This window comes from Acidaminococcus nyctereutis, from assembly GCF_052216985.1.
GTDB classification, from domain to species: domain Bacteria; phylum Bacillota; class Negativicutes; order Acidaminococcales; family Acidaminococcaceae; genus Acidaminococcus; species Acidaminococcus fermentans_A.
Genome location: NZ_JBQOUY010000004.1, coordinates 104372 through 122028, shown reverse-complemented (window position 1 = coordinate 122028; position 17657 = coordinate 104372). Strand labels below are relative to the sequence as shown.

The following is a 17657-nucleotide window of genomic DNA, read 5'->3' as shown; positions in this document are numbered from 1 at the left end:
ACAGGTTGATAACTGTTTACCTTGAGGGAGGTTTTTTCAATGAGCGAATGTGATCACTGCGATCATTCTCACTGCTCCGGCTGTGAATCCAATCCGAAGCAGAACCCGCAGGATGTGGCCATTGCCGATTTCCTGCAGCATGTCAAACATAAGATCGTCGTCATGAGCGGCAAAGGCGGCGTGGGCAAAAGCACGGTTTCCGTAGACCTGGCCCTGCTCCTCAGCGAACGGGGCTATCAGGTGGGCCTGATGGATGTGGACCTCCACGGCCCCAGCGTAGCTGGTATGCTGGGTTATATGGACAAGCATGTCCAGGTGGAAGGAGAAAAACTGGTCCCCTTCCGCTACAGCGACCATCTGGAATTCTTATCCGCCCAGGGGTTCCTGGCCCAGCAGGACGATGCCCTGATCTGGCGGGGTCCTCTGAAAGTGGGTGCCATCCGGCAGTTCATGAGCGACACCAAATGGGATCCTTTGGACTACCTGATCATCGACTGCCCTCCGGGCACCGGGGATGAACCTTTGACAGTAGTCCAGACCATCAAAGATGCGGAAGCCATCATCGTGACCACACCCCAGAAAGTGGCCCTGGCCGATGTGCGGAAATCCCTGAGCTTCTGCCAGCTGGGCCATATTCCGGTCCGGGGCATCATCGAGAACATGAGCGGATTCGTCTGCCCCCACTGCGGCCAGGAAGTAGATATTTTCAAAGCCGGCGGCGGCAAAGCCCTGGCCGAGGAAAAAGGCCTGCCTTTCCTGGGCCGGATTCCCATCGATCCCCAGGTGGTAGCTGCAGAAGACGCAGGGAATCCCCTGGAAAACATCAGCGAAGCCAGCCGCAAAGCCTTGAACAGCATTGTGGATAAGGTGGTTGAACAGGATCAGTAAAAATAAAGAGGTTGTTGCAAGCGCAACAACCTCTTTATTTTTTCAGTCCTAATTTCCCCCACAGCCCCACCATACCTGCAAAAATGACCAGTACCACAGGAGAAACATCGGTGAACATATTGATGCCCAGCACCACCAGGAAGACACCGATGGTCAGCCAGTCCACGATGGCGCTCCTAGCCAGTTTGGACACTGCATTGAAGATCAGGATGCAGACACACACACGGATCCCAGCAAAGGCATCTTTCACCGCCGGATAATCTGACAGATTCGCCAACCCTGCCGCCAGGATCGAAATGATCACCAGAGAAGGGAACACCACCCCTAAGGTCGCTACGATCCCCCCGATGGTTCCTCTCTCCTTATACCCGATGAAGGTAGCCACGTTGACAGCAATGATGCCTGGGGTACACTGTCCCACCGCATAATAGTCCGTCAGCTCTTCTTCTGTGGCCCAATGGTAACGCTCCACGATATCCGACTGCAGGATGGGCAGCATGGCCATCCCTCCGCCAAAGGTCACGCCCCCGATCCGGGCAAAAACCACGAACAATTTCCATAATGATGGCATTCTCCCTACCTCCCATGTTTTTTATTGTAGCGCATTTCTTTTTAAAAATATAGCTTTTCTGCGCTCTCTTTGGACATGGTATACTGTATATTATATTCTTCAGAATATTTTATGTCTTTTTGCCTTCCATGGCCAGAGTATTGCACGAATTTTGCGATAACTAAATACAATTGGGTTTTCAGCAAGCGAAAGATAAGCAGGATACGCCGAGTTTCGTGCCGATATTTGCCGAATTTTATATTTAGTTTTATATTTATAGTTCATATAGTCTTAAAAAAATATTATTTTTTTTACATTTTATTCATAAAAATCAATTGACGCAGCAAGTTAGCCACTTATATCCCGTACATTATTGCAGTTTTTTCATTTTTTTCGGTATAGTACTCATAGAAGCTGCATACAACCTGTATACCAGAAACACAAAAAGGGAGGGAAAAATCCATGGAATTAACGCAGGATCAAAAAGATTTGTTGGAGGGCAAGTATGGACAGGGAGCCCAGCTGGCTATGAAAGTCCAGGTTGCCATCGGGGAATCTTTCGGAGCCAAGCGGATGGTCCCCATCACCCGGTCCCATGTGGCCTTGAGCAACCAGGATGCGGATCTCTGGCTGGCAGAGAAAATGGTCAGCCTGGGAGCCAAATGCCGGGTCCGTCCTACAGTCAACCCAGGTTTCTGTCTCAGCTACTTCAAAGCCCTAGGGACCATTACGGACGATGACTATGCCATGATGGAACGGACGGACAAGGCTTATCGGACACTGGGGGCTGAGCTGAGTTACAACTGCACCCCTTATATCGATACCAACGTCCCCCTGTTCGGAGAAATCTGCGCTTTCTCTGAATCCAGTGCCACGCCCTTCGTCAACGCCATCTGGGGAGCCCGCTCCAACCGGGAAGGCGCCAACTCCGCACTTTTTGCTTCCATCACAGGCTATGTGCCAGAATATGGCCTGCTGCTGGATGAGAACCGCTATGGGAACATCCTGGTCAATGTGGAAGCAGATATGACCTGCGATGCCGATTACCATATCCTGGGCATGTGCGGAAAAAAGATCGGCCATGGGATCCCTGTCTTCACCGGCCTTCCCAAGACCATTTCCAAGGAAGCCCTGCGGAATCTGGGGGCTGAGCTGAACACTTCCGGCTGCTATGATATGTACCACATCCCCGGCTTCACTCCGGAAGCACCGGATGTAGAGACAGCCTTCGGCGGAAAGGAACCGGAACGGGTGGTCACCATTACCAATGAAGACCTGGCAGAGGTCCTGGATGAAATCTCGGTAGATACACCTCGGCCTGTGGATTTCGCCATGTTCGGATGCCCACATTTCACCTTGAACGAATGTCAGTACATCGCAAAAAAGATCAACGGCCGCAAACTGGCCATCCCTATGTGGATCCTGACGGGAGAACATGTGCTGGCCATGGCCAAACGGACCGGCATTTACGATCAGCTGGAGCCTTATGGTGCCCATATCGTACCGGATACCTGCCCGGATCAGCCCTGCTGGCATTTCCTGAAAGGAAAGATCGGCATCACCGAATCTCCGAAATGTGCCTACTACCCTCAGCGGCGGGGCATCCATTTCGTCATCCGCAATCTCGATACCTGCATTGACGCAGCCCTGACCGGGGAGGTGAAATAAATGAAGACGTTTACCTGTCATAAAATTTCTGAAGGCAAGACGGAAGGTCCAGCCATCGTTTCCACCGATGATGTGATGTTCTATCTGATCGATCCGAAAACAGGGACTGTCATCGAAAAAGAACATAGCCTGGAAGGAAAGAGCATCACCGGAAAGATCATGATTTTCCCCAGTGGGAAAGGCAGCAGCGTGGTCCAGGCTGATGGCCTCTTCCAACTGATGAAGCAGCACAATCAGCCCAAAGGGATGATCGTCCAGCGGCCGGATACGGTGCTGGTCACCAGTGCCATCCTCTTTGAGATCCCCATGGTGGATCAGGTGGATCCCGCCTTTTATCAGGAAGTGAAGGAAAACGATACCATCGAGATCGATGCAGATGCAGGTCTGATAAAAATTCTGTGATCAACTCACATTGTCCAGTTCATTAAAGGAGGCTTTACGATGAAAAAATCCAAACTGTTTGTCCTGGCGATGACGGCTATGATTTCTATCGGTGCGCTGACCGGCTGCGGCGGTGGCAGCGACAAGGGAGGCGGCGGTAAGGGTTCCGCTGTGACCCTGAAGATCGGCCATGTAGAACCGGAAGACCGCTCCACCCATAAAGCCCTGCTGAACTTCAAAAAGAATGTGGAAGAAAAATCCAAAGGCCGCCTGAAGATCGAGATCTATCCCAACGGCGCTTTGGGTGGGGACGTACAGCTGATGGAAGCCGTGGCCACTGGTTCCCTGGATATGGCTCTTCCTTCCACTTCCGTCCTGACCACCTACAGTGATGAATTCGGCATCCTGGATATGCCCTACCTGTTCAAAGATGCCAAATCCGCCTTTGCGGCTATGGATGGCGACGTGGGCAAGCAGCTCTCGGAAAAGATCAAATCCAAGGGCATCGACATCCTGGGATACACCTACAATGGTCCTCGGAGCACCACCAGTAAAGTGAAACCCATCGAAAAGCCGGAAGACCTGAAAGGCCTGAAGATGAGAGTCATGGAAAGCCCGATCTTCATCGACTATTACAAGACCCTGGGAGCCAACCCCACTCCCATGAGCTTCACGGAACTGTACACCGGCCTGCAGCAGGGGACAGTAGAAGCCCAGGAAAACCCGCCTTCCCTGACTTTCGCCAACAAATTCTATGAAGTCCAGAAATATTCCAGCATCGATGAGCACGTCCACAACTTCCTGGCCTTCATGATGAATGATGCCAAATTCAAATCCCTGAGTGCAGATGATCAGAAACTGCTCCAGGAAGAAGCCAAGAAATGCGTAGATGAACAGCGGAAGATGGAACTGAAAGACAATGAAAAGGCCATCAAAGATCTGGAAACCATCGGCAAACTCCAGACCAACATCCTGACTGCAGATCAGAAAGCCGCCATGCGGAAAGCCCTGCAGCCCATGTATGACAAGTACCAGGCCAAATTTGGCAAAGCCTTGTTCGACCTCTGCGAAAAATACAATAAATAGTTGAGTCGGAGAATGTTGGGGTGTGAAAAGAATTGGTTCACACCCCTCTCTCCCCTTTTTCTGGAAGAAAGGAGTGACTATGGATAAGTTCCTGGAAAAGTGGACCTTTCTGGAAGAGCGGCTGCTGGTCTTCAGCCTGGTCTTCAATACCCTGCTGATCTTTACCCAGATCATCATGCGGGGGGCCTTCAACTCTTCCCTTTCCTGGTCCGAAGAATTATCCCGCTATGTATTCATCTGGCAGATCTGGCTGGGGGCGGATCTGGCCTATGCCTATCATGAACACATCCGGGTAGAGATGATCTACCACTGGCTCCCAGGGCCCAAGGCCTGCCGGATCCTGGACATCCTGGTGGATATCATGTGGCTGGCTTTCAACATCTTCCTTACCTACAAAGGCTTCGACCTGTGCCAGTCCATGGCTTCCCGCCATACCCTTTCCTCCGGGATGCGCCTGCCCCTGACCTATGTCTATGCGGCCCTGCCCGTTGCCTCGTTTTTTTTAAGCCTGCGTCTTGTATACAGCCTGTATACCAAGATCCGTTATGGCCGTTCAGACCTTAAGGAGGTGTAACGGACCATGGAAGCGATTTTTCTTTTTGGACTTTTCCTGATCCTTCTCATGCTCAGTGTCCCCATCGGATATGCCATCGGCATCGTCACCCTGGTCACCATGCTGGAATTCACTTCCATGCCCACCTTGATGATTGCCCAGAACAGCATCGCCGGGGTGGATTCCTTCCCGCTTTTGGCCATTCCCTTCTTCATGCTGGCTGGGAACCTGATGAGCGGTGGCGGGATTGCCAAGCGTCTGGTGAATTTCTTTGAATGTTTCATCGGGCACATTACCGGAGGCCTGGGCATGGTCACCATCGTGGTCTGCATGTTCTTTGCTGCCATTTCCGGTTCAGCCGTGGCTACGGTTTCTGCCGTAGGGGCCTTCATGATTCCCCAGATGGTGGAACATGGCTACAGCAAGCCTTTTTCCGCTGCGCTGACCGCCGCTGCCGGCACCATCGGTGTCATCATCCCCCCGTCCGTCCCCTTCGTCATTTACGGAGTGGTCTCCGGGGCTTCCATCACCAATCTGTTCACAGCTGGTTTCCTGCCGGGGATCCTGATGGGGGTTGCCCTGATAATCGTCTGCTTCATCGTCTCGAAAAAGAGGGGCTATCGGGGCAGCACGGAAAGGGCCTCGTTCAGCAAGATCGTCCATACCTTCCAGGACGCCATCTGGGCCATCCTGTCCCCTGTAATCATCCTGGGTGGGATCTATTCTGGCAAATTCACCCCCACGGAAGCAGCCGTGGTTTCTGTGGTTTATTCCTACATCGTAGGACGTTTCGTCTACAAAGAACTGGATGCCTCTTCCACCTATAAATCCCTGAAAGATGCTATCGTCATCAACGGCGCCACCACCTTCATGGTAGGCCTTTCCACCGCCTTTGCTGCTCTGTTGACCATGGAACAGATCCCCCTGAAGATTGCAGCCTTCATCACCGGGATCAGCAACAATGGCGTGGTCATCCTGCTGATGGTGAACCTGTTCCTGCTGATCGTCGGTATGTTCATCGACAACATCCCCGCCACCATCATCCTGACCCCCATCCTGCTGCCCATCTGCAAGAAATTTGGCATGAACCCCGTCACTTTCGGGATCATGCTGACCATGAACCTGGCCATCGGATTCTGCACCCCGCCCTATGGGATCAACCTATTTGTGGCTACCGCCATTTCCAAAGTGAAGATGGAAGCCCTCTCCAAGGAACTGATCTTTTTGATCGGTGCACTTCTGGCCGTCCTGGCTTCTGTAACTTATATTCCGGCCGTCACCACTGTATTCATGAAATAAAAGGAGGGATTCCCTATGCTGATTTGGATCATCGATGAAGAATGGAAAGACTACGATATGGAAAAAGAATATCTGGAAGCTCGCTATCCCGGCGTGGAAATCAGATGTTCCACTTACGATTATGAAAAAGATCTGAAGGAATTCGGCTATAAAGCAGATGGCATCCTGGCCCAGGTCTATGCGTCCCTGCCAGCTTCCACCATCAATCAGCTGCAGAACTGCAAGGGAATCGCCGTCTACGGCGGCGGCTACGACCGGATCGACGTGCAGGCAGCCCGGGCCAAGGGGATTTCCGTCACCAACATCAGCGGTTACTGTGCGGAAGATCTGGCAGATTATGTGGTGGCTGCCATGTATTTCGCCAACAAGCGGATCGCCCAATACAGCGCCACTGTTGTGGAAGACAGCCGCAGTAATCGCTGGGGAGCCATGGCCGTCCCCTTTATCGTCAACCGGATCAGCACCCAGACCCTCTGCATCGCCGGCCTGGGCGTCATCGGCAAGACGGTAGCCGCCCGTGCCCAGAGCCTGGGGATCAAAGTCATCGCTTGCGATGATTTCGTTTCCAAAGAAGATATGGCAGCTCTCCAAGTGGAAAAAGTGGACTGGGAAGAAGGCTTCCGCCGGGCCGATTATGTCAGCATCAACCTGAAAGGCTGTGACGAAAACCAGGATAAGATCAGCACCCCCCTGCTTTCTCTGATGAAGCCCACTGCCTGGCTGATCAACACTTCCCGGGGCAAAGTGGTAGATGAAGCGGCCCTGATTGCGGCCGTCAAAGAGAAAAAGATCGCCGGTGCCGTCCTGGACGTGATCAAGACGGAACCGCCCACTGGAGAAGAACCCATCCTCCACTGCCCGGGCATCTATGTAACTCCCCATGTATCCTACATTTCTGTAGAATCGTTCCGGGCTCTGAAAGAACGGGCCCTGGAAAATCTGGAAAATATGCTAGAAGGAAAGCCCCCCCGCGATTTGGTCAATTGAGAAAAGGACGGCCCTATGACAAAGATCCCATATCGTCTCGGAAAAATCAAACACCGCTCTCTGGCCGATGAAGCGTACTGCTACTTAAAAGAGCAGATCTTATCCGGCCATATCCGCCAAGGAGATGTGATCACAGAACAGACGGTTGCGGATATCCTGCATATCAGCCGTACACCGGTCAAGAATGCCCTGAGCCGGCTGGAAAATGAAAATTTCGTAACGACCCTCAGCGGCCGAGGCACTCTGGTCAATGTCTTATCCATCGCGGATATGCGGGATATCTACAATGTCCGCATCGTGCTGGAACTGCTGGCACTGGATACGGCCATCAATCATTTTTCATCCAAAGATCTGGAGGAGATCCGCCAGGTTTTCGTGGATGCCTACAAGGATTACAAAAAGGATAAGTCTTCCCTTTCGGCAGAAGATATGTATCATCTGGACAATATGTTCCACAATTTGTTCATCGAGCATACTTCCAACCATTATATCCGCAAACTGATGCCCAGCATTTCGGAACGGATCCAGCTGGGCCAGCTCCAGGCCTACATCATGACGGATACCTTCGAAACAAGTACCCTCCAGCACCTGGAGATCATCGATGCCCTGGAAGCCAAAGACCTGCCGGAAGCCAAACGCCTTCTCCAGGCCCATTTGGAATGGTCCTACAAGGTCATGTTCGAAGCCATGGTCAAGAGCGGGAAAAAGAAGGCATAAGAGAGGGGCTGTTGCATGCGCAACAGCCCCTTTTCACAGCACCCACCGCAGCAGCAGATAATACGCCAAGATGAAGAAGCAGAACAGCAGGGAATTGGGCAGGGTCTTCTTCACCAGCTGCCCTAGAGTGACATGATAGTAATCGGAGGCCACTACCAGGCATACATGGGTGGGCGAAACCTGGCTGGCCGCATGGGCCATCCCCATGAGCAAGACTAAGGTCGGGATCCCTCCCTGGAGAGAAGCCATGGCCAGAGGCGTCCCCAGGGCAATGATGCCTTGGGCTCCGCTGATGATCCCCCCCAGGAAAAACAGGATGGCAAAAGTCAGGAAAGGAGGGATGGGCAGCTGGCTGATGACTTGGGGCAGGATCAGGAGCACACCGGTGAACTGGATGAACTCCTTCAGGACCAGGACCAGGAAAGTATTCAAGATCAACTTCTTTTCAAAAGCGCTGACCACCATAGCCCTGACTTCCTGGAACGAAAACCGATAAACGATCAAACTCAGGAAAATGCTGAGCAGAACAGCCGTGACCACGGACACTTTGAAGACCAGGATGACCCCGATGATCAGCAGCAGGGACCAAAGGTGCTGGAACAAGTGGATGGCGTCGGCCTTTTTATCCGTACTGGCCGGTGTCCCCGGTTCTTTGGGCAGACGGCGGAGATACCGGAAATACCCTATGGCCATCAAAGCACACGCGGGTCCCACCATGGCCAGCATATAAGGCGGCAGCTGGGCATTGGCCAGGTTCATCAACAGCAAGACACTGGCATAGGTGGGCAGGGAACTTTCCGGAATATGACGGAACCAGCTGGTGACGAAAGCTTGCTCCTCCGGTTCCAGGTATCCATCCGTTGCTTCCTTCACGATATCTCCGCACAGAATCATAGCCGCCGCAGAAGGCAGCAGGCCAATGAACATGGGGGCGATTCCCGCATTCACCCGCCGGTTGTGGAACAATCCATTCAAGTCCTGCTGGGCCAGCTTGATCTGCTGCCGAGCTTCCAGCATGCGCTGGAGATAGGTAATGAGATACAGGGACAATAAGACCGACAGCGACCCCCAGTGGATAAAGACATTCCCCACAAGATGAAAGATTTCTCCCGGGCTGATCCGATACAGCGCCGCGGTCAGGCAGAGCCCTCCCAAAATGGCCTGATAAAGAGGCCGTCCCACGGCCAGAAGGATGACAATGGCAAGGAAAACCAACAATAAATACAATAACGGTGTCATGGGGATCCTCCTCTCCTCCTTTCCCTGTCTTTTTCGATAAATTAGAAAAGGCAGAGAAAAAGACAGCTATCTATACTTCTATTGTATCGAAAAAAGCTGCTTTTTGAAAGGGACTCAGATAAAAATTAGGAGGGAGAATCCTGCATAGAGGGCTTTGCCCTTTTTATCGGGTCAGTTTCCGGATCCACCTGTAACTCCTGTACCAGCAGAACGCCGGGATGACTTTGAAGATCTGATCCGATTGGAGGAGCATGACCACTTGGACCACCGGAAGCCTCCAGACAAAAGCCCCTAGAAAGGACAGAGGCATGACGATTCCCCAGGTACTGATCAGATTGGTCACAAAACCGTACCGAGGATCGCCACCGCCCCGGATGATCCCGGAGCTGACCGGCATCTGGTAGGACATGCCCACCATCACCACGCTCATGAGGGCCATCAGCTGGTCAGCCAGCTCCATTGCCTGAGGGTTCAATTCATAAAAAGACAAAAGGGGCAGCCGCAGCAGATAGAGCCCTGCCCCCAGGACAAGCCCCACCAACACAAAAATCACGGATAAAGTCCGGCCGGCTTCCCTGACCCGGCACAAATCCCCTTTGCCTACGATACAGCCGATGGTCACTGCGGTGGCTGAGCACATGGCCTGGACAATCACTTTCAAGTATTGATAAAAAGTGGTTGCTACGGAATTGGCCGCAATGGCATCTGCCGAAAGATGTCCCAAAATGGCTGTCTGGATGGGCGTGGTCAAGGCCCATAGCAACTGGGCTCCCAAAATGGGCATAGTCACCCGGAAATAGTCTTTTTCCAGTTGGGGATCCCGGACAAATAGCTTTTGGGAAAACAGCCGGAGGCGGGACTCCCCGGCTAAATACAGGAGCACAATGGCCAATTCAGCGATCCGGGCGATGACCGTCCCTACAGCCGCTCCCCGGATGCCCATTTCTGGACAGCCAAAATTCCCATAAATAAAAAGATAATTACAGACCACATTGATACCCAGGGAAAGGACCGAATTATAGAAAGCAATCTTTACACTGCCGATGGAACGCAGCCCAGCATAGAGAATAGTGGAAAGGATGAAAATAGGAAAAGTGAACTGCAGGATCTGGAGGTATTCCTGTGCTTCCAGCAAGATCACCGGATCCAAAGTAAACAGGCTGAGAAGACCCCGTGGCCACAGGAGGCATAAAGCCAGGACAGTGCTTCCAGCCAGTGCGCCCAGCCGCAAAGCTATGCCGATGCAACGCCGGATGGGCGGAAGATCCTTTTTCCCCCAATACTGGGAGCCCAGAACCACGATTCCTTCCCCCAGCGCATTGGCCAGGAACTGCACCACAAAAAAGATCTGGTTGACGATGGCCGACCCTGACAGAGCGGACTGGCTGTAACTCCCCAGCATCACATTGTCTGCCATATTCACACTGTAAGCCACCAAATTCTGGGAAGCGATCAGAGCCATCAAAGAAGCCCAGCCATAAAAAAAGCCTTTTTCTTTGATAAAGAAAGTTTCTCCCGGTTGGCTTCCAGTTTTAGGAACTATGATAAAGACCTTCTTTCTCAATAATACTTTAGGTTTATCACGCGGTTCTGCCTTTTGTTTTCACCTACTTACGGGAAAAATTAGCTAGTTCAATAAAAGCCCGAGAGGCTTTAGACAGATAAGACCCTTTTTTGACAGCCCAGTTGATTTCCCGCACTGCCAGAGGATGTCCCAATTTGTAAAAATATAGATTATCAGACTGGGACAAACATTGTACAATATCCGCCCTGATGAACAGAGCCCCCATCCCTGCAGAAGCAATATTCAGCGATGTCATAACCTGATCCACATAGATTTTTACTTTCATTGCGAAACCAGCATCCAGGCAAATCTGTGTAGAACGGCCAAACATATCATTGCCGGGTTTCATCTTGACAAAAGGCGTATCCCGAAACAATTCCAAAGGTACCGCTGGTACAGAAAGCCCCAAGAAGGCTTGGCTGTTAATACTTTCCCGGAGAATCTGGTATTTTTCCAGTCCTACATTCACGCTATAGTTTTTGGGGACTGCTAGGATAATCCTTTCCATTCGATAATAGATATTTTTAATATCACGATCTTCCTGAAGACCTGTCTCCAATACCAGATCAAATCGTCCGTCCAGCAGCCCTTTTCGCAGCTCCTGCACGTTTCCCTCGGTCAAATCACACTGGATGCCTGGGTAAAGATCATTAAAACGGCTGATCAAATCTGGAAATACAAAAGAACAAAAATAGGATGATCCGCCTAAAGACAGCGTTCCCGTCTTCAATTCTTTCAAATCTTTAAAATACCTCAGCACATTATTTTCTATTTGATAGATGGCTTTTATGGCTTCTATATATTTTTTCCCTTCGGGCGTTAAAGTAATGGGAATAGTACTTCTATCAAAAATAGGGACACCGATATCCTGTTCTGCCTTTCGGATCATTTTACTGAGGGCCGGCTGACTGATAAACATTTTTTTCGCTGCTTTTGAAAAACTTCTTTCCTGGTAGACAGCGTAAACATATTCAATTTTTTCAAGCATTTTGTTTCCCCTTATCTCATGAAAACAGTTCGCCGTCTTTGGGCAGAAAGGAAATATCTGTCCATTTTTTCCCTCCTTTCTATCATTTTACTCTTTTCTTACATTGATGTATTTCCTATGAAATGTGAAATATTAGTTACAAATCCTGGAATCACTATAAAAAATCCATCTATAGGCTGATATTCCAAAGCAAAGGAAAGAATATTTTCCATTCCAAGCAGTGGTAAATAACCCATAGATGGATTTTTACGATATACGGTTCTTCGAAAGAGTTATTTATCGCCCAGACAGACGACTTTACCGTCTTTTACAATCAGTGTTTCTGTAGAAGACCCTTCATCAAACACAATCGTGGGATTATACTGGACCATGTCAATATGGACTGTACTTCTTGCAGGCTGTCCATAATAGAATCCGTTCCCCATTGCAATGTGGCAGGTTCCCCGTGCCTTTTTCTCTTCTTCAAAATCTCCGTTGTAGAGGCATACCGGATTGAGTCCGATTCCAATTTCAGCAATATTGTCACTGTCTTTGATTTCAGCAATTTGCCGACGGATTTCTTTGCAGATTTTTTGATCTCCGCCTGCCACTTCTACAATCCGTCCGCCTTCAATCCGCAGTTCCACAGGAATTGTTGGGCAGCCATAATAGCAGATGGGGCCATCAATGACCAATGTACCATGGGTAGTGCCGATTACTGGTCCCAAGGATACTTCCCCATCTGACCAAGCCATAGCATCCCCAGGATTCCGAGCAATCCCACACTCAATAATCGGTTCCATCTGGTTCATCTCCATGTACAGATCGGTACCTGCTGGAGTGGTAATATGAGCGGTCTTCTTCCCTCTCCAGATGGCCTGCAGCCGCTGCCCATCCTGATAAACTTTTTCATAGTCCGCTAGGGCTCCTCCCCGCGTGAAATTATCAATATTTCTCAGACAAATAGATACTTCCCGAAGTTTTTTCTGGGTAATCAATTCCTTTAGATGGTTATTATAGATAGCCGCTCCTGACGCTGTGGTCATCCCAACAAATACATCACAGGCATCCATCCCAAGTTCCAAAGATTTCGGAAAGATCGTAGCCTTGTCTTTTCCTCGGATTGGCATCATATAAACACCATATTCTGCCCCACAGTTCAAGGCAGCAGCCGCCATAGCCTGTGTCATCCGCTCGTCAGTCTGGGGATCTACTACGATCAACACCTCTTCTCCAGGCTTCACTGCCATCAGAGTTCCTAAAATATACTGCGCCCGTTCCATGCATTCAATGATCCTGTTGTCTGCCATTTTTCTTGCACTCCTTTCCTTGATACCATTGGTTCTTTTCTTTCGTCCTCGTCATTATCATATTACTTGCCATATGCCCGCAGTCATTTTTCAAAAAGTCTCATGAAGCTCCATCCTTCTGATCAAGCAAGGTTAGATCATCGAATTTCTCATGGTCCAATTCATTCTGCAGATTAGAAATACAGACCGTTGCAACCAAATCTCCTACGGAATTGGTTGCCGTATGGATTTGATCCACAATTCGGTAGATTCCTGCTACTAGAGAATAGCCATCCAAAGGCAAACCCATCTGTGTCATCAGTGTCAAGCTGATGACTAACCCAATCTGTGGAGTGGCTGCACATCCCACACTGAGAAAAGTAGCTTGTACGCAAAGGAGAATCTGTTGCGGCAGGCTCAGTTCAACTCCGTAGAGCTGTGCCGCAAAAAGGATGACCACAGCAAAATAAGCACAGGTTCCGTTCATCTGGGCTGTACAGCCCAAAGGAAGGATAAAACTGGAAATATCTTTTGGTGCCCCCATTTTGTTAGGCGCAATATCCATAGACACTGGCAGTGCTGCACTGGAAGTACAAGTACTGAAAGCAACCAACCAACTGGCAAAAGCTTTTTTCCAGAAGGTAAACACGTTGACATGGCCTATGAAAATCAATAGCAGAGTATAGACGCCAAAAGTAGTAGAAAGACATGCTAGGTAATCAGTCAGAATGAATTTCAGTACTGGTCCGAAAATGGCTGTGCCATATTTAGTCATGGTAGTAGACATCAGCCCAAAAACACCAACTGGAATGATGGCAATCACATAATCTACAATCTTAAACATAACCATAGACAGCATGCTGAAGATTTTGCCCAACGGTTCCGCCTTTTCTCCCAGAGAAATAATGGCAAATCCAATGAATAAAGAAAATACAATGATTTGCATCATGGATCCGGATGTAAGAGATTCAAATGGATTGGTTGGAATGAAATCAAGGATTGTCTGATACATCCCTGGCAGTGCTTTTGTTTTTACTCCATTTCCTACCGTTCCCAGCTGCAGCCCTCTTCCCGGTTGGATCAAGTTAACCCAGAAGAGTCCGATCATGGCTGAAAGCATCCCGGTTGCCAAGAACCAGATTATGGTAGTCACACCTACACTTTTCAGTTTGTTGATGTCTCCCAGTGACAGTGCTGCATCCACGATACAGAAAAAGACTAAGGGAACCACCACCATTTTGATCAATTTAATAAAAAAATCTCCGAGAAACTGTAGAAAAGGTAGAATATGATTGTTGATCACTGGCTGATGGGTTCCCCCTATGGCATTGAGGATATAGCCGAAAGCAATTCCCACACCCAGAGCGATAAAGATTCGTCCATACAATGGCATGGATTTTTTAGGCTGTGCCCGTTGTTTCCTGTCCGCCATGTTGATTCCTCCTTCTCATTTTCCGTTCCTCATGAGGTCTGATTCCATAGTACAAAAGTTGAACAGAAATCTCAAAAGTTATGTAAAATCGATATGGACCATAACTCATTGGCTATAAGTCAACATAGGCTGAGAATAGAAAACCTGTCATAAAGAATTCATCTCGGAAATCCAAATTATAACTTTTCTGTATCACCCTTTTGGCAGACGCTCCGTCAGTTTTTTTCTCTTTGGGGCCCAAGATCCATTCCCTACTATGAGCAAAGGCATACAATCTGCCCAGAGCCAGCCAGGGTACCCCTGAACGCCCCTTGAGCGGAGCGTAAAAAAAGAAAGGGGGTGTGAAAAAATTCACACCCCCGGTCGCGGGTCGCGAGCCTGGACGTTTAAGTCATTTGTTCTTTTTCTATAGGATGATAAGAGAAAATCGGTTGGGATTTGCAAAATTGGATTTTCGGTCTGCACCAACAAGCTCGCGACTCACGACTCGCGACCCGCGACCAGAGGGGCTCATCACCCATCAACGTGCAACAATCCCTTTCTTCATTCCATCAGCCCTTCCATCTTTTCCAAGAAGATGGCCAAGATCAGGAGATCAGCGCAGCCTCCTGGACTGATATTCTTTTCCACGAAACTTTCGTTCAGTGTCCACACCGCTTCCATGCCTTCTTCGATGAAAGCGCCTCCTTTAGCCAGCACTTCCCTGGCCGCTGCTTGGGCCGCTGCCAGGGTGGGCCGGTCGGATCGGCTGAGGATGTTGGTGTCTTCCACCTGGCTCAAAAGGAGCAGTAAGGTCTGGATATAGGCCTCATTTTCCGGTCTGCCTTCTTTGCGGAACTGGCGCAAGGCCGGCAGGGCGATCCGGCTCACCGCCGGGAACCCTTCCATGGCTTCTCCCCGGATGCCCCGGCAGCCCTGCTCCACATAGAGCACTTCTCCGTGGGTATGGGGATGGTACCGGTCGATCTTGACAAAATCCTTTTCCAGGAGCGGTGTCACCGCTTCTCCGATTTCTTGGAGCACCATCTCGCTTTCCACCTTTCCGGTCCGAGCCAGGTGCCACAGGGTGAAACTGGTCACCAGGCCCAGGGAAAAGATGATGCCCTTATGGGTATTCACATTTCCTGTAGCCCGGAACATGGCCTTTTCCGCAGCCGCGCCCATGGGGCGCAGAGTTGAAAACAAGTCCTCCCCAGACCCTTCCCAATCCCAGCCTTTTTCCGCCATCTGCCGGAGATGGGGCACGATGGCCTCGGTGCTTCGGGCAAAGGTATGCCAATCCATATCCTGGTGGGCACCGGGATTGTCCTTATCCACCAGCCCGGGCTTGGGCGTGGCATCCACTTCTCCCTGGAGTCCCTGGTGCAGGGCATTTTCCACCCAGTCCAACAGGAAACTTTCCAGTACCCGATGGACGTTCCGCACCAGCACCGGCACGCTGTGTTTCCGGCTCCGGGCACAGGCCTGGGCCGGCTGGGAGCACACCAGGCACAGACGGCCTGGCAGCCCGATATCCGTCCGGGAGATCTTGTGTCCGTCTTCCGCCAGCACATCCATGTCATAGAGCCGTCCCAGCCGGTCCTGGTTCTCGATGGCACAGGTGATTTTTTTGATGGCCAGGGCATTTCCATCCAGTACATAGTATTTTTCATAACCAGTTTTCCAATCGATGGTTTTCTGGAAGAGGATGGGGATCCCGGCTTCCTGGAGGGCCCTTTCCAACCTGCGGATCCCCTCCAGGAAGCCCAGATGGATCAAGGCAGAAGTCTTCACCGGTCCGGGGATATTCTGGGTGAAGAACAGCAAAGGACGGCGGTACCGTTCCAGGAGTTTTCTCTGGGCCGCTGCCCGGCCGTCACGGGCCAAGAGCATATCCGGCACTTCCACCTGGGGGCCTGCCAGACGGATGACAGTTTCTTTCATGATTTCTTTATTCCTTCCTTTTCTTGCCCAATGTCCGGATCAATTCGATGAAGGCCCGGGCATAAGGGCTGAGATAGGCGTCCTTGCGGCAGCATACATAGCAGTACCGCTTATTGGCCACACCCAATAAAGGATACAACACACACTTATCCTGTGACAAGAAGTATTCGTCCAGGTACACATCCGGGCAGATGAATACGGCTTCCATGGCAGAAACCAGCCGTTTCCCCACTTCGATGCTGGACGTCTCCAGGATCACGTTGGGTTTGATTTCATAGACACTGAACAGGGTATCCTGGACCCGGCGCACATTATGGCCTTCGGTAATGGAAATGAACTCTTCGTTCCGGGCCTCTGTGATGTGGATGGGAGTCCCTGCCTTCACCCGCTGGGCCAAAGTAGTCATCTTATTGGCCACCAGCACCACATCTTCCGTTTCCACCAGTTCATATTTCAGTTCGTCATTGGTGGGGGTGGTGGTCAGGATGGCCAGGTCCACTCCCCCATTCAGGACTTCGTTTTCCGTGATATTGCTGCCCGCTTCGTGGATCTGGAGCTTGATATGGGGATAGCGCTGCCGGAACACCGGCATCACCGCCGGCAGCATCTGCATGGCCCGCTGGATGGGGATGCCCAGCCGCAGGGTCCCGTACCCTTCGTACTGGATATCCGCCACTTCATGGAGTAGGTTGGAACTGATGGTGATGACCTGTTTCACCGCAGCGATATATTTTTTTCCCGCTTCCGTCAGGACGATGGGATTGGTATTCCGCAAAAAAATCGGCGCCCCCAGATATTTCTCCACCGCTTTGATGGTCTGGCTCAGCGCCGGCTGGGAGACATGCATGGTCTTGGAAGCGTTGGTGATGCTTCCCTCCTTGATGATCTCCATGATATACTGCGCATGTTTCAGGTTCATATGCCCCTCCTTTTCTTTTCCCTGCAATCCATTATTTCCAAAGAAATTTTAATTTCATATAATTTGACATAATTCCTGCAATTCCTGAGTCCCGCATCCTGTGGGGGTCTCCAGCATTTGATAAGGAATGTCTTATAGAGATTATATCATTATTTATATTCGATTTCCATTTTTTCCTGTGTTACTATCAAAGTG

Annotated in this window: 16 protein-coding genes; 8 read left to right on the top strand and 8 right to left on the bottom strand. The window is 50.4% G+C overall.

What is annotated here, in order from left to right:
• The first annotated feature begins 39 nt into the window (after nucleotides 1–39).
• Nucleotides 40–888, top strand: coding sequence for a P-loop NTPase (locus tag ACTUHY_RS03830; RefSeq protein ID WP_278673813.1), 849 nt, complete (start codon nucleotides 40–42; stop codon nucleotides 886–888).
• Nucleotides 889–922: 34 nt separating this feature from the next.
• Here ACTUHY_RS03830 and ACTUHY_RS03825 read toward each other — a convergent pair whose 3' ends face one another.
• Entirely contained in the window at nucleotides 923–1459 is a 537-nt protein-coding gene (locus tag ACTUHY_RS03825; RefSeq protein ID WP_442826661.1) for a chromate transporter, read from the bottom strand.
• A 441-nt stretch (nucleotides 1460–1900) separates the two neighbouring features.
• Here ACTUHY_RS03825 and ACTUHY_RS03820 point away from each other — a divergent pair, with 441 nt between their 5' ends.
• From ACTUHY_RS03820 to ACTUHY_RS03790, 7 genes are all read left to right on the top strand, one after another.
• A complete protein-coding gene (locus ACTUHY_RS03820) occupies nucleotides 1901–3106 on the top strand; it encodes an aconitase X catalytic domain-containing protein (RefSeq protein ID WP_442826660.1) in 1206 nt (401 codons plus the stop codon).
• Nucleotides 3107–3508 carry an aconitase X swivel domain-containing protein gene (locus ACTUHY_RS03815; RefSeq protein WP_442826659.1) on the top strand — a complete coding sequence of 134 codons (402 nt, stop codon included), beginning with the start codon at nucleotides 3107–3109 and terminating at the stop codon, nucleotides 3506–3508. It abuts the gene before it with no gap.
• 39 nt (nucleotides 3509–3547) lie between these two features.
• A complete protein-coding gene (locus ACTUHY_RS03810; RefSeq protein WP_442826658.1) occupies nucleotides 3548–4573 on the top strand; it encodes a TRAP transporter substrate-binding protein in 1026 nt (341 codons plus the stop codon).
• Between the two features lie 79 nt (nucleotides 4574–4652).
• Nucleotides 4653–5147 (top strand): TRAP transporter small permease, encoded by a 495-nt coding sequence (locus ACTUHY_RS03805; protein WP_278673818.1) that lies wholly within the window; start codon nucleotides 4653–4655, stop codon nucleotides 5145–5147.
• Between the two features lie 6 nt (nucleotides 5148–5153).
• Nucleotides 5154–6425, top strand: coding sequence for a TRAP transporter large permease (locus tag ACTUHY_RS03800; RefSeq protein ID WP_442826657.1), 1272 nt, complete (start codon nucleotides 5154–5156; stop codon nucleotides 6423–6425).
• Between the two features lie 15 nt (nucleotides 6426–6440).
• Entirely contained in the window at nucleotides 6441–7412 is a 972-nt protein-coding gene (locus ACTUHY_RS03795) for a C-terminal binding protein (RefSeq protein ID WP_442826656.1), read from the top strand.
• 15 nt (nucleotides 7413–7427) lie between these two features.
• Nucleotides 7428–8129 (top strand): GntR family transcriptional regulator, encoded by a 702-nt coding sequence (locus ACTUHY_RS03790; RefSeq protein WP_442826655.1) that lies wholly within the window; start codon nucleotides 7428–7430, stop codon nucleotides 8127–8129.
• Nucleotides 8130–8162: 33 nt separating this feature from the next.
• Here ACTUHY_RS03790 and ACTUHY_RS03785 read toward each other — a convergent pair whose 3' ends face one another.
• The 7 genes from ACTUHY_RS03785 to ACTUHY_RS03755 all read right to left on the bottom strand — a co-directional run bounded on the left by ACTUHY_RS03785 (nucleotide 8163) and on the right by ACTUHY_RS03755 (nucleotide 17462).
• On the bottom strand, nucleotides 8163–9368 hold the full coding sequence (locus ACTUHY_RS03785; protein WP_442826654.1) for a DUF401 family protein: 1206 nt from the start codon (nucleotides 9366–9368) through the stop codon (nucleotides 8163–8165).
• 163 nt (nucleotides 9369–9531) lie between these two features.
• Nucleotides 9532–10830, bottom strand: a complete 1299-nt coding sequence (locus ACTUHY_RS03780) for an MATE family efflux transporter (RefSeq protein ID WP_442826653.1) — start codon at nucleotides 10828–10830, stop codon at nucleotides 9532–9534.
• A 145-nt stretch (nucleotides 10831–10975) separates the two neighbouring features.
• A complete protein-coding gene (locus tag ACTUHY_RS03775) occupies nucleotides 10976–11920 on the bottom strand; it encodes a LysR family transcriptional regulator (RefSeq protein WP_442826652.1) in 945 nt (314 codons plus the stop codon).
• A 272-nt stretch (nucleotides 11921–12192) separates the two neighbouring features.
• Complete coding sequence (locus tag ACTUHY_RS03770) at nucleotides 12193–13209, bottom strand: aminopeptidase (RefSeq protein WP_270421058.1); 1017 nt, start codon at nucleotides 13207–13209, stop codon at nucleotides 12193–12195.
• A gap of 100 nt (nucleotides 13210–13309) precedes the next feature.
• Nucleotides 13310–14620, bottom strand: coding sequence for a dicarboxylate/amino acid:cation symporter (locus tag ACTUHY_RS03765; RefSeq protein ID WP_442826651.1), 1311 nt, complete (start codon nucleotides 14618–14620; stop codon nucleotides 13310–13312).
• 543 nt (nucleotides 14621–15163) lie between these two features.
• On the bottom strand, nucleotides 15164–16543 hold the full coding sequence (gene citG / locus ACTUHY_RS03760; RefSeq protein WP_442826650.1) for a triphosphoribosyl-dephospho-CoA synthase CitG: 1380 nt from the start codon (nucleotides 16541–16543) through the stop codon (nucleotides 15164–15166).
• Between the two features lie 7 nt (nucleotides 16544–16550).
• Nucleotides 16551–17462, bottom strand: a complete 912-nt coding sequence (locus tag ACTUHY_RS03755; protein ID WP_278676191.1) for a LysR family transcriptional regulator — start codon at nucleotides 17460–17462, stop codon at nucleotides 16551–16553.
• Between the last annotated feature and the right edge of the window lie 195 nt (nucleotides 17463–17657).